This window comes from Vibrio sp. 10N.261.52.C11 (assembly GCF_041471405.1).
GTDB lineage: Bacteria > Pseudomonadota > Gammaproteobacteria > Enterobacterales > Vibrionaceae > Vibrio > Vibrio crassostreae_C.
The window spans coordinates 48,035-60,982 of sequence record NZ_JBFROI010000009.1; the positions used below are offsets into that span (position 1 = coordinate 48,035).

General features: G+C 45.6%; 10 protein-coding genes. 6 read left to right on the forward strand and 4 right to left on the reverse strand.

Translation table 11 applies throughout. The features are described 5' to 3' along the window. Positions 1-12: 12 nt before the first annotated feature. From AB4323_RS02520 to rlmM, 6 genes are all read left to right on the forward strand, one after another. Complete coding sequence (locus AB4323_RS02520) at positions 13-960, forward strand: flagellar motor protein MotB (RefSeq protein WP_017060777.1); 948 nt, start codon at positions 13-15, stop codon at positions 958-960. Between the two features lie 318 nt (positions 961-1,278). Further along, positions 1,279-2,727, forward strand: coding sequence for a tRNA uracil 4-sulfurtransferase ThiI (gene thiI / locus AB4323_RS02525; protein WP_017060776.1), 1,449 nt, complete (start codon positions 1,279-1,281; stop codon positions 2,725-2,727). Between the two features lie 671 nt (positions 2,728-3,398). Beyond that, complete coding sequence (locus AB4323_RS02530; protein WP_012604639.1) at positions 3,399-4,307, forward strand: transcriptional regulator GcvA; 909 nt, start codon at positions 3,399-3,401, stop codon at positions 4,305-4,307. Next, complete coding sequence (locus AB4323_RS02535; RefSeq protein WP_102319949.1) at positions 4,300-4,923, forward strand: alpha/beta fold hydrolase; 624 nt, start codon at positions 4,300-4,302, stop codon at positions 4,921-4,923. Before AB4323_RS02530 ends, AB4323_RS02535 begins: the two co-directional genes overlap by 8 nt. After that, the gene (locus AB4323_RS02540) at positions 4,913-5,311 is read left to right on the forward strand and encodes a DUF423 domain-containing protein (protein WP_372151538.1); all 399 of its coding nucleotides are present in this window, start codon (positions 4,913-4,915) and stop codon (positions 5,309-5,311) included. Before AB4323_RS02535 ends, AB4323_RS02540 begins: the two co-directional genes overlap by 11 nt. Further along, a complete protein-coding gene (rlmM, locus tag AB4323_RS02545; protein WP_017070491.1) occupies positions 5,308-6,399 on the forward strand; it encodes a 23S rRNA (cytidine(2498)-2'-O)-methyltransferase RlmM in 1,092 nt (363 codons plus the stop codon). The genes AB4323_RS02540 and rlmM overlap by 4 nt, the downstream gene beginning before the upstream one ends. An 80-nt stretch (positions 6,400-6,479) precedes the next feature. On the opposite strand, the gene xni is transcribed toward rlmM, so the two are convergent. The 4 genes from xni to AB4323_RS02565 form a co-directional block, all read right to left on the reverse strand. Further along, the gene (gene xni / locus AB4323_RS02550; protein ID WP_017069498.1) at positions 6,480-7,253 is read right to left on the reverse strand and encodes a flap endonuclease Xni; all 774 of its coding nucleotides are present in this window, start codon (positions 7,251-7,253) and stop codon (positions 6,480-6,482) included. Between the two features lie 93 nt (positions 7,254-7,346). After that, positions 7,347-8,711, reverse strand: coding sequence for a nucleotide 5'-monophosphate nucleosidase PpnN (gene ppnN / locus AB4323_RS02555; protein ID WP_017070492.1), 1,365 nt, complete (start codon positions 8,709-8,711; stop codon positions 7,347-7,349). 243 nt (positions 8,712-8,954) lie between these two features. Then, positions 8,955-10,520 (reverse strand): GGDEF domain-containing protein, encoded by a 1,566-nt coding sequence (locus AB4323_RS02560; RefSeq protein ID WP_017069497.1) that lies wholly within the window; start codon positions 10,518-10,520, stop codon positions 8,955-8,957. Between the two features lie 118 nt (positions 10,521-10,638). Next, positions 10,639-12,897: a tetratricopeptide repeat protein gene (locus AB4323_RS02565; RefSeq protein ID WP_017071997.1), complete on the reverse strand. Its 2,259-nt coding sequence runs from the start codon at positions 12,895-12,897 to the stop codon at positions 10,639-10,641. Between the last annotated feature and the right edge of the window lie 51 nt (positions 12,898-12,948).

Consider the following 12,948-nt stretch of genomic DNA (forward strand, 5'->3'; position numbering starts at 1 on the left):
GAGGAGTTGAAGATGGATGAAGAAAATCCATGTAAATGTCCTCCTCCGGGATTGCCTCAATGGATGGGGACATTTGCTGACTTGATGTCACTGCTGATGTGTTTCTTCGTACTGCTGCTCTCATTCTCTGAGATGGACGTACTGAAGTTCAAACAGATCGCTGGCTCGATGAAATTTGCGTTTGGTGTACAAAACCGCTTGGAAGTGAAAGACATTCCTAAAGGCACCAGCATCATTGCACAAGAGTTTCGACCTGGTCGTCCAGAGCCGACACCGATTGATGTGATCATGCAGCAGACGATTGATATTACGCAGCAAACGCTTGAGTTTCATGAAGGTGAATCTGAGCGTGCTGGCGGTACCATGCGTGATCAAGGCAAGATGACCGGAGGCAAGTCGCCAGAGGTTTCGACTCACGACAATCAAAACTCTGAGTCAGACCAACAGCAACAACAAGCTGAAGCTCAATCGCAAGAGATGGAAACCTTGATGGAAAGCATCAAGAAGGCGTTGGAGCGAGAGATAGACCAAGGCGCGATTGAAGTTGAAAACCTTGGCCAGCAGATTGTGATTCGAATTCGTGAGAAGGGTGCATTCCCATCGGGTTCTGCTTTCCTACAGCCTAAGTTCCGACCTTTGGTGAGACAGGTTGCTGAGTTGGTGAAAGATGTTCCGGGTATCGTTCGAATCTCAGGGCACACCGATAATCAACGTCTTGATTCCGAGCTTTATCGATCTAATTGGGACTTGTCATCACAGCGAGCAGTGTCTGTTGCTCAAGAGATGGAAAAGGTGCGTGGTTTCTCTCATCAACGCTTGAGAGTACGCGGCATGGCGGATACCGAGCCAGTCGAGCCGAACGATACTGAATGGCAACGTAGCCTCAACCGCCGCGTTGAAATCAGCATCATGCAGGGCGAGCCGCTTTACAGTGACGAAGTGCCTGTTATTAATGAATAGCCGATACGTGTACACACGGTAACATGCAGATAGCATCGAAAGCCCAACCTTATAATGAGGTTGGGCTTTTTGTTTGCTGGTCTTCAATGGTTCTCTCTGCGGCATTTATGTCGTTTCGAAACCTGCTACTGTTAATAACAAGCGGTTTAATGATGGTGTTACAGCAAGCACTCTTTTCCTTGCTTCACTTTCTCATGTATAATTCGCGCCCTTAGATTTAGATATGATCTATTCTTGCTTCAAGTGCTGTGTAAATTCTCTAATTTACTTGGCGATGAGCGTTTTCAAAATTTTGAACATTAATGTTGTGAAAGTACTATGAAATTTATTGTTAAGCCCCATCCGGAAATTTTTGTAAAAAGTGAATCGGTGCGTAAGCGCTTCACAAGGATTCTAGAGTGCAACATTCGTAACGTTATTCAACGTCGCTGTGAAAGTGTTGCGGTATTCAACCGTCGCGATCATATTGAAGTGACGTCTGAGAGTGACCAGTACTACGCAGAAGTGTTAGAGGCTCTGACTCACACTCCAGGTATTCACCACTCTCTTGAAGTTCAACAGTCTGAATTCAAAGACTTGCACGATATTTACGAGCAAGTACTAGAACGCAGCCGTGCTGACATTGAAGGCAAGACTTTCTCTGTACGTGCTAAGCGTCGTGGTAAGCATGACTTTACCTCTATTGAACTTGAGCGCTACGTAGGCGGCGGTCTAAACCAAGCAGTTGAGTCAGCGAAAGTTCGACTTAAGAACCCTGATGTAACCGTTAAGGTTGAAGTGGCTAACGACAAGCTAAACCAAGTTCTAGCTCGTCACAAAGGCCTCGGTGGCTTCCCTCTTGGTACTCAAGAAGATCTACTGAGCTTGATCTCTGGCGGCTTTGATTCTGGTGTTTCAAGCTACCTGCACATCAAACGCGGCTCTAAGGTTCACTACTGTTTCTTCAACCTTGGTGGCCCAGCGCACGAGATTGGTGTTAAACAAGTGGCTCACTACCTATGGAATAAATACGGCTCATCTGCAAAGGTGAAGTTCATTTCTGTAGACTTTGAACCTGTGGTTGCTGAAATCCTTGAGAACGTTGAAGATGGCCAAATGGGCGTTGTTCTTAAGCGTATGTTCATGCGTGCTGGTGGTATGGTTGCAGAGCGTTTCGGTATCGAAGCACTAGTAACGGGTGAAGCTCTTGGTCAGGTTTCTAGCCAAACGCTAACTAACCTGCGTCATATCGACAACGTGACGGACACTTTGATCCTTCGTCCACTGATCAACTGGGATAAAGAAGACATCATCGACCTTTCTCGTATCATCGGTACTGAAGACTTCGCTAAGGTAATGCCTGAGTACTGTGGTGTTATTTCTAAGAAGCCAACAGTGAAAGCGAAGAAAGGCAAACTGGAAGCAGAAGAAGCTAAGTTTAACTTTGAAGTGCTGGATCAAGTGATCGAGAACGCTCGTGTTATGGATATCCGTGACATCGAGAAAGAGAGCCAAGAGCAAGCGCCTGAAGTTGAACAAGTTCAAGCTGTTGCTGAGCACGCTATCGTTCTTGATATCCGTAGCCCAGAAGAAGAAGACGAAAGCCCATTAGAGATCGAGGGTGTTGAAATTAAACACATCCCATTCTTCAAGCTTTCGACTCAGTTTGGCGACCTAGACCAAGCGAAAGAGTACTTGCTGTACTGTGACCGTGGTGTAATGAGCCGTCTACAGGCACTTTACCTACAAGAGCAGGGCTTCCATAACGTTAAGGTTTACCGCCCATAGTGGTGTGTTGACCAAGCGTTAATCATTTTGCAAAGCCGTTTACTGAAAAGTAAGCGGCTTTTTTATTTTCTATTGTGAATGATTTACAGTAGTCAGACAGAGGCGTGAGTTTGGGCGTGCTATCGTCATGCTCAGCTTTAAAATTTTTGATTGATAGAAAGAGTAAGCTCTAAACGGGTTTATAAGTACCGAAGAAGTGTGAGTATCTTGAAGTATTCTGTTACTTTTTAGTGCAACTCAATGGTGCTATTTGTATGTGTTCAGTTGATTATTTGAGTGGGTGTCTGATTCTGTGATTGGCGATGAAAAATAATAAAGATTAATTAGCACAGCTATTGATAAACTTGTTGTTACATTTCTTTGCACATAAAAAAACACCGCCCATAAGGCGGTGTAAACAAATTTGACAGACAGGTCAAAATAAATACAGGAAGTACATGCCTCGTTTCAGTATAAACTGCAACAAAACATTTGGTAGAACTCTACCCAACTCGAAAAGAACGAGTTTGCAAACACAACATCGCAGGAGCTAAGCCAATTGATTCTAGAGAGAATCAAGCCGTTCAGGCTAGCTGCTGCGGGATGAAATATAGAATTTCTCTGGCTGCTAGGCAATGGACAAATTATAATGTTTCAGATAAAAAAAACTAATGCTTATTTAGAGAGTAACTATGTCTCGTCGATTACCCCCATTAAACTCGCTAAGAGTGTTTGAAGCTGCAGCTCGACACTTGAGTTTTACGCGTGCTGCAGAAGAGTTGTTTGTTACTCAAGCGGCAGTCAGTCATCAGATCAAAGCGCTTGAAGAATTCTTATCTTTGAAGCTGTTTCGCCGAAGAAACCGCTCTTTGCTGCTAACTGAAGAAGGTCAAAGCTACTTCTTAGATATCAAAGATATTTTCACATCACTAGCAGAAGCGACAGACAAAGTGCTGGAGCGAAGTGAGAAGGGCGCATTGACCATCAGTTTACCGCCGAGTTTTGCTATTCAATGGTTGGTACCAAGGCTCGCTGACTTTAATCAGCAAGAGCCTGATATTGATGTAAGAATCAAAGCCGTTGATATGGATGAAGGCTCGCTAACCGATGATGTAGACGTCGCTATCTATTATGGCCGAGGTAATTGGTCGGGGCTTAGAGCCGATAAGCTTTACCAAGAATACTTGATCCCTCTTTGCTCACCTTCCGTGCTGCTAGGAGTAAAACCATTAGAATCTCTCAGTGATTTAGCATGTCATACGCTATTGCATGATACTTCTCGAAAGGATTGGAAACAGTTCGCTAAGCAAAATGGCATCGATGGGGTAAACGTTAATCACGGCCCTATCTTCAGTCACTCAACCATGGTGCTGCAGGCAGCGGCTCACGGCCAGGGCATTGCTCTGGGTAACAACGTGTTGGCGCAGCCTGAAATCGAAGCGGGTCGTTTGATTGCGCCTTTTGATGAAGTGTTGGTGAGTAAGAACGCCTTCTATGTGGTTTGTCATGAGAAACAAGCCGACATGGGTCGTATTGCTACCTTCCGCGACTGGATGCTAGCGAAAGCGCAAAGTGAACAAGAGGACTTACTCGATGAATAACGTCATCATTGATGGTGAAGACAATCCCATCACCTTTATCTTTGCCCATGGTGCTGGCGCAGGCATGGAGCATGAGTTCATGCAGTCGGTAGCCAAAGGGTTAGCCTTTAAAGGGATACGAGTGATTCGTTTCAACTTCCCTTACATGATTAAACGTGCTGAAGATGGTAAGCGTCGTCCACCTGACAGAGCGCCTAAGCTACTTGAAGCCTATCAAGAGATTATTGAGCAGGTTGATGCCGATAAGCTTGTGATTGGTGGTAAGTCGATGGGAGGGCGTATGGCGAGCCATTTGTCTGAACTTGATAAGGTGGCCGCAATGGCGTGTTTAGGCTTTCCTTTCCACCCACCAGGTAAACCCGAGAAATACAAAGGTGAGCATCTGGCTGAGTTAGCAAAGCCATGCCTCATTTTACAAGGTGAGCGCGATACCTTTGGTAAGCGTGAAGAGTTTGCTGATTTTGATCTGTCTGATTCTATTCGTGTTGAATTTATTCCCGATGGCGACCACAGCTTTAAACCTCGTAAGAGTTCTGGTTACACCGAGCAGCAGAATATTGCGTTAACCGTTGAGAAGTTATCAGCGTTTATCAAAGAGGTACTCAATGAGAAGTAAGTATTTACTCATGTTTGCTGGCATCTCTGGTGCGGTTGCTGTGATGCTTGGCGCCTTTGCAGCTCACGGTTTGAAAGCTATCTTGTCTGAATATCTGCTAGGCGTGTTTGAGACGGGTGTTCAGTACCAATTTATCCATACTCTAGCGATATTGGCGTGTGGCGCTCTGCTGCAGATGAAACTTGGCGCTAAATCACAAAAATATTTTTTCATTGCGGCAATTTGCTTTATCATCGGCATCCTTTGTTTTAGTGGCAGCCTTTATGGCTTGGCACTGACAGGAATAAAATGGTTTGGCCCTATCACTCCGTTTGGTGGTCTACTATTTATCATTGGTTGGGGAGTCTTCTCCTTCGCTGCTTTGAATATAAAAGAGGTAACTCAGTGAAACACGTACTACTTTATTGTCGCTCTGGTTTTGAAAAAGAATGTGCTGGCGAAATTCAAGACAAGGCAACACAACTGGAAGTGTTTGGTTTTCCTCGCCTAAAGAACAATACAGGTTTTGTATTGTTTGAATGTTACCAAGCAGGTGAAGCGGACAAGTTGATCAAAGAGATCGATTTCCAATCACTGATCTTTGCTCGTCAAATGTTGGCAGTGGCTGTTGAAATTAAAGACCTGCCAACCGATGACCGTATTTCTCCAATTCTTGAGGCGCTTTCTGAGAAAGAAGGTTTCCCTCGTTGTGGTGATATCCGTATTGAAACGCCAGATACTAACGAAGCAAAAGAGCTTTTGAAGTTCTGCCGTAAATTTACCGTGCCGATGCGTCAAGCGATGCGTGGTAAAGGCCTGATGACAGCGAAAGATAACGCTAAGAAGCCTGTGCTTCATTTATGCTTCATCGCTCCGGGCCACTGTTTTGTTGGTTACTCTTACCCAACGAACAACTCCCAGTTCTTTATGGGTATCCCTCGTCTGAAGTTCCCATCAGATGCGCCAAGCCGTTCTACATTGAAGCTAGAAGAAGCATTCCACGTATTCATCCCTCGTGATGAGTGGGACGAGCGTTTGGCTCCAGGTATGTGGGGTGTTGATTTAGGTGCATGTCCAGGTGGTTGGACTTACCAATTGGTTAAGCGCTCGATGTTCGTTCACTGTGTTGATAACGGCATGATGGCAGACAGCCTAATGGAAACAGGTCAAATTAAGCACCACATGGTGGATGGCTTTAAGTTTGAACCAGACCGTAAGAACGTAACTTGGATTATCTGTGACATGGTTGAGAAGCCAGCTCGTGTTGCTCACCTTATGGGTGAGTGGATCATCAAAGGCTGGGCGAAAGAAGCACTGTTCAACCTTAAACTGCCTATGAAAGGCCGTTACGATGAAGTACTGCAAGATATCGAGAACCTAAAAGTGTTCCTGATTGAGAACAAAGTGAAGTTCAAGATGCAGGCTAAGCACCTTTACCACGATCGCGAAGAGATCACGGTCCACATTCAGGCGCTTTCAAACATCTCACCGCACTAATATTTACGTTAGTGTGTCAGTGATAAAAAATGCTCCTTTAAGGGGCATTTTTTGTATCAATATTATCGAGTCACAGCGACTTAAGCGTTTGCTTCGTAACGAATATCTTGCAGGTTGAACCCTAAATCAATATCGGTTTTGAGTGCCGATACTTGCTTACATACACGAGCGGATTCGATGTGTTCGTCGAACTTCTTACGATATTTTTTCGGCAGATCTTCTGCTTGATAGGCCGCTTCGATATCTGGGTAAGTGGTCAATATCTCTTTGGCTGCTTTTGGCCCGATACCTGGGATGCCCGGTACTTGGCTTGAGCTTACGCCCGTTAATCCCCAGTAATCCGCCAGTTGTTCAGGTTTAACGCCAAACTCAGCTTCGATAAAGGGTTTATCTAACCAGCGGTGCTGGAAGTAATCTCGGATCTGAAGCGTTGGTGACAACAGTTGGCAGTAGCCCTTATCCGTCGAGACGATGGTGACGGTTTCTCCGTGGTCAGCCACTTTCTTTGCCAGTGTTGCGACGAGATCATCCGCTTCATCGCCATCAGACAGCAGTGAATCAATGCCTAACTCCCACCAAGCTTGTTGAATAGCATCAAGGCCTTTCATCAATGGTTCTGGCATCGGTTTACGATTCTGCTTATAAGCAGGAAGCACATCTGCGCGCCAGCCACGGTCTTGTAAATGGTGATCAAATACCGCGATGATGTGGGTGGGCTTTGATTCATTCAGAATCTTATTGAGAGTGCGAATTGTGGTGGTAATGGTTCTTGCTATATCGGTTGGATCCGGCTGAACAGAGTGCACGCGTCGGATGAGGTTTAAGGCATCGATAATAACAAGATGGATAGACATAAGTTTCCACTAAATAGGCAATAAAAAAGGGGCTGCTAGCCCCTTATAGTAACGTATCACTTGGTGAGTTGAAACGTTGGTAACGTAAACGCCTTAATCACGTGAGGCGATTTTATAGCAAGGCACGTAGTCGGTCCCTCCCGGTAACTTCATTCGATGTTGCTCAACAAAGTCATTCAGCAGTTGGTCCATCTTGGTCATTAGCTCTTTGTCGCCATCAATTAGGAATGGGCCGTGCTTCTCGATCTCCAGAATACCCTCTGCTTTGACGTTACCAGCCACAATGCCTGAGAACGCTTTACGTAAATTAGCGGCTAGGCTTTCTGTTTTTTGGTCCATATGAAGATCAAGCGCCGCCATAGATTCGTGTGTTGGGTCGAATGGCAGTTGGAACTCAGGCTCAATATGCAGTGACCAGTTGTAGCTGTAGGCATCACCGGTCTCTTTACGGTGAGAACGCACATCTGGCATCGCTTGTTTCATGATTTTCGCAGCGCGTGCTGGGTCATCAATCACGATCTCGTAATGTTTCTGAGCATCAGGCCCTAGAGTTTCCCCAATGAACTTATCGATTGAGCGGAAGTAAGCCTCACTCTCTTTCGAGCCCGTTAACACAATCGGCATTGGCTGTTCGGCGTTATTCGGGTGCATCATGATCCCTAAGATGTACAGCAGCTCTTCGGCCGTGCCGGGGCCGCCTGGGAAAATGATGATGCCATGTGCCATACGAACAAACGCCTCAAGACGCTTCTCAATATCTGGCATGATCACCAGTTCGTTGACGATTGGGTTTGGTGGCTCAGCCGCAATGATCGAAGGCTCGGTAAGCCCCAGATAACGATGATCGGTGTAACGCTGCTTCGCGTGACCAATGGCAGCCCCTTTCATTGGGCCTTCCATTGCACCCGGTCCACAACCGGTACAGATATTCAGTTCACGGAGGCCGAGCTCATTACCGACTTCACGAGTGTATTGGTATTCGCTGGCATTAATAGAGTGACCACCCCAACATACAATCAGGTTAGGCTCGATGCCGGGTGTGAGTGCTCCTGCGTTTCTCAAAATACCAAACACAAGATTGGTGATGTGAGTTGCGTTGGTGAGGTTAAGCCTTTGGTTATCGGCCAAGTGCATGTTGACGTAGACAATGTCACGCAGCACTGAGAATAGATGTTCTTGAATACCCTTGATGATTTCACCGTCGACAAAGGCATGCTCTGGTGGGTTGCTTAGTTCGAGCTTGATACCACGCTCACGACGCACCACTTCAACATCAAATGACTGATACTTGTCGAGTAGCTCTTTGGAGTTGTCGGTGTGGCTACCTGAGTTGAGTACCGCTAACGTACAGTTACGATACAGTTGGTATAGATCACTAGACGCGGTTTTCTTAAGACGCTCAACCTCAAGTTGAGAGAGTAAATCCATGCTACCGGCAGGGCTGATATGAGTGATCATAGTGCCTCCTTGTTGAAAAGAGCAGGGGACGTTGAAGTGACCCTCTGGCTCGAGAGTGAGAAGCAAACGTTGAAAGTGTTTGGTTAAAGGTAGGAGAGAGTTAACCAGACGAAACGGATACGACAGCGTTGCTTGCCATGAATGCTTGTTAAGCGAATGTTAATCATTAGCTTAGCAAACATTGAGGGAAATGGTATGTGATAAGTATTTGAAAAAATGAAATAAATTAAATCTAGGGCTGGCCTAGTGCCAAACAAGTTGGTTGGTACCGCGTTGTTTTGCTTTATTTAGAGTCTTATTGAGTCGCTCTAGCACTTCTTCAGGTGTATCTGACTCTTTAAACTGAGTACTTGCCGCGCATAAAGTGATCGTGATTTGCTGGTCACGGAATTTAAAGGGCAGGCGGCTTACTTGAGTTTGAATGTTCTGAATCACCTGATGGCAATATTCATCGGTTTGCTCTGGCAGCAATAACACAAACTCTTCACCTGAAAAACGTGCCACAGTATCGGTGGTGCCTGCTTCTTTGGTAATAGTTCTTGCGATGATCTTGAGTGCTTTGTCGCCCGCGGTGTAACCAAAGCTATCGTTAATTGCTTTGAAGTTGTCGATGTCGAGCAGTACTACGCGTAGCGAGTGTTGCGCGCGGATCCAGCGGCGATACTCAAGCTCTAAGCGATCAGTAAAGGCAGTGCGATTGTAAACCTTGGTTAGAGGATCAAGCAGCATACGCTGAGCCTGATCTTCCAAGCGCTTACGGTAATCTTGCGTCACTTCATAGAGTGAATCTAACTGAGTCTTTCCGTAACTCATTCTCTCTATCAGAGCTTGTTCTTTTTGCTCTGCGTGGTTCAGCCTTTCCGAAAGAGAGGCGATTTCACTGAGTAGCGGATTAATCGACAGCTTTAAACTATCAATATCTTTCGCTTTATCTACCGAGCTTTGGCTTCTAGTGACTAGTTCATTTAACTCAGAGTTTAGACCTTGTCGGTGCTCAAAGTAGCTCTGGCTCTGGTCGGCATTTTGGTCTGCCGTTTTGATGCTGGACGCTAAAGAAGAATTAAGCTGATCGATGAATTGTTCAGACTTCTTACGTTCTAGGTTGGTGCCTTCAATAACCAGTTTGAGGATCTGAAGTGTTAGCTCAAGTAGGTTTTGTGTGGAAACACCAAGCAGCAGCTTCGCTCGAATATCGGTAAGCAGATCACCCGATTCACCCTCGAAGTCGAGTTCAGTGATCAGATGTTGTAGTTCGTTTGATAGGTCGGAAAGGAGCTCTTGTTCCGGAGAGTGCGCAGCGTCAGCAAAATGGGTGCGTGAGTTATTCGCCATAATCTTTATGGCACGCTCATAAATACCGAGAAGTTTCATGGCGTGGTCGACTTTCTGACTGCCATTGCATTCGGAGAAGCTAAGTAAGTTTCGTAGGTCGCGTTTGAGCTGTGCTGGAAGGCCAGTTATGCGCTGCAGCGTTTCCCCACTGTGCTTAATGCTATCGTCCAGATACCCGTTCTGTTTATCCATAGCCAACGTTTTCTGCTTAAGCATCCTTTCTAATACTGCCAGTTTTGGGATCATTGAGCTAATGTCTTTTTGCTTTTCTAGCTCTTCCCTAAGGGCAATGAGGTTTTCATCTAAATGGCTGTTACTACCAACACATGCATCACTTAAAGACGTGACGATACGCTTTAGAACTTTCTGTTCTCTAATAAACTTGAATGAGGTGTCTCTTTGCGTCAAACGGACCTGCTCCAACTGAGATTTCAGCTGGTGGAGTTGCGCCTGAATGTCTTTTTCAAGAATGCCCATAGATGTATTTATTAGCGCCGCGTAGACCGATCTCGATCATTTTGATGAAATTCCGTTACATCGATAATAACAAAACTAAAAATAAGGTCACGACTTGCTGCTCTTAACCGCTCGCAAATCAGTCATCTTTTAGCATTTTTTTGATGTTGTCCTCATTCTGGTACGAGGATTGTATTTTTATTAACCCTTGATTAATCGCATGTTTACACGCTTCTCTTATGTTACCAGTTGCAAGGCTCGCTGCTGGTGCATTATCGATAGCTTTTAGATAGACCCATTGGCTACTGCGCTCTTTGAGACTGATCTCACGGGCGAGATTGGTCGACATCAACAATACGTCGAGCAGCTCTTGATCGTTAATTGCGGTGTAAGCGCGTGGCAAGAATGGGTAGTCAGCGATGCCCATACGGACCGTTCGGTTGATGTTTCGCTCTGTTTCGAAGTCATTCACCCAAGACTGAATCTTTCTGAACATGTCCTCAGGCGACAAATCACGGTCCGCGTTTGGCTCGATATAAAGCAGGTTCGCATCCGAGAAGTGGTAGACACGAGCTGGGCCTTCAAGCTTAGATTTTAGGAATTCACCGAAAGCGTCTTCCAGTTCTAGACCGGCTTTGTAACCGTTCTGCGTGTACATATTGCGTAAGAACGGTAAATCAATCATCACGAAGCGTAAGCGGTCGTTGAGTGGCTCATGAATCAATTCGCCAAGTTGCCACTGTTCGAAGGTCTGGCTGGTTTGTTCCAGCGAGTTAGAGAGCTTCGCATTGAGCATTCTTAAGTTCGGAAGCTTTGAACGTGAGTGCGTAAATAGGTCGGTGCGCAGTGAGTCCACTTCTTTGGCTAAGGTTTGAATGAGATAGCCACGGCGCAGAACAAAGAAGAACAAGACAATGCTGAACAGGAATAGGGCGAACGATATTTTTTGGAACTTACGATGCTCCAGTTTGTATTGCTCTAGCTCTTGCGCTTGGCCTGCGTAGTGCAGGGTTTGTTCGGCAAATTCTTTCTGTTGACGGAACGCGTCTTCGCCAACACGGTTGAGTTTTTGCTGCTCTAGAGAGACAAGGCTGTTGTATTGCTTGAGGTTTGCCAATGCTTGCTGTGGACGACCTGCCTGTTCATAACCCAAAGAAAGTAAGTAGTACGAGCGTTGTGAAAGGCGCATGTTCTCTATCTGGCGTGAGATCTCAAGTGCACGTGTCGCATGCTTTATCACGTCTTCGCTTTCTTGTAGGTGATACGCTAACCCTGCAGATAACAGTGCAGCACGGCCTTCCAGCTTTGGAATGTCGGTATATTCCAGCAGCTCAAGGGCACGGGTTAGGTACTGTTCTGCTAGAGGGTAGTTATAAAGGCGTAAGTAGGTCGCCGATAGACTTAGTCGGATATCAATGACTTGGTGGATATCTCGGTCAGTGCTTTCGTGATCAAGAACGTTGAAGAAGTGTACCAAGGCAAGGTTATATTTCCCTTGATAGAAGTACACATCCCCCATTTTCTTAAGCACTTGTGCTAAGACAGGCGAGTTTTCAAAGTTGTCATAGAAATCAGCGGCTTGAGATAGGTGTTCTAACGCTTTATCCAACACTTGGCGCTCAAAGAAAAGCTGCGCAAGTAGGCGGTTGACCTTGGCCAAACGTGAACTTAGATTGCCCTCTACTGATTTCCAGTAGCCATACAACAACTCGGATAACGCGTGGTTGTACTCTTTGTGAGTCAGATAAAACTCGCCGACGGAGATATGGTAGTCGATGGTGACTTTTTCAGAGTAACGTTGATCGAGATAGGTTTTGGCTTCTTGATAGAACTTTTCGGCTTCATCGATCTTGTTGTCGTAAGAGGCGATGTCGGCTTTCAACATGATCAAGCGATAGGTAATGCCTTCCGTTAAGCGTAAGGTTTTATTCACCGACTCTAGATTTGTTTCAATGTTAGTGAGCTCTGATTTTGCTTTGGCTGATTTTCTATCACTCAGCCAAAGTAAGCGAACTTTTAGGATCTGAAGATCTATTTTTAGGTAATCAAGCTTATAGGTTTGCGCTAGCTCGGAGGCTTTGTCGATGTGCTGAATCGCAATACGCATATTGCCAAGGTTGTATTCCGCTTTGGCTAAGATCTTATACGCATCGATACTGCTGTTTGGTGTTCGAATCGAGGAGTCTGTCTCTTCGCGAGAAATAGCTGAAGGGCTTTTCTCGCGTTGATCAGAAAGGACACGCAGCGTTAGGTAGCTGTTGGCCATTTGTTTTGCTTGGCTCGGCTCGATCTCAACCAAATTATTGGCTTCATTGAGTAGCGCCGACGAATAAACCGACGCATTGACCGATGTGCTTAAGCTTAAAATAAATAGACTAACAACGTATAACCAACGCATTTCAATGTCCCTTTAAAGATTTGGTAGGTTCAAATAAGTGTGGGTGGTTCT

Excerpts from the sequence above, each read along its gene's own strand:
- AB4323_RS02520 (WP_017060777.1), top strand. The coding sequence starts at position 13 with ATGGATGAAGAAAATCCATGTAAATGTCCTCCTCCGGGATTGCCTCAA.
- thiI (WP_017060776.1), top strand. The coding sequence starts at position 1,279 with ATGAAATTTATTGTTAAGCCCCATCCGGAAATTTTTGTAAAAAGTGAA.
- AB4323_RS02530 (WP_012604639.1), top strand. The coding sequence starts at position 3,399 with ATGTCTCGTCGATTACCCCCATTAAACTCGCTAAGAGTGTTTGAAGCT.
- AB4323_RS02535 (WP_102319949.1), top strand. The coding sequence starts at position 4,300 with ATGAATAACGTCATCATTGATGGTGAAGACAATCCCATCACCTTTATC.
- AB4323_RS02540 (WP_372151538.1), top strand. The coding sequence starts at position 4,913 with ATGAGAAGTAAGTATTTACTCATGTTTGCTGGCATCTCTGGTGCGGTT.
- xni (WP_017069498.1), bottom strand. The coding sequence starts at position 7,253 with ATGTCTATCCATCTTGTTATTATCGATGCCTTAAACCTCATCCGACGC.
- ppnN (WP_017070492.1), bottom strand. The coding sequence starts at position 8,711 with ATGATCACTCATATCAGCCCTGCCGGTAGCATGGATTTACTCTCTCAA.
- AB4323_RS02560 (WP_017069497.1), bottom strand. The coding sequence starts at position 10,520 with ATGGGCATTCTTGAAAAAGACATTCAGGCGCAACTCCACCAGCTGAAA.
- AB4323_RS02565 (WP_017071997.1), bottom strand. The coding sequence starts at position 12,897 with ATGCGTTGGTTATACGTTGTTAGTCTATTTATTTTAAGCTTAAGCACA.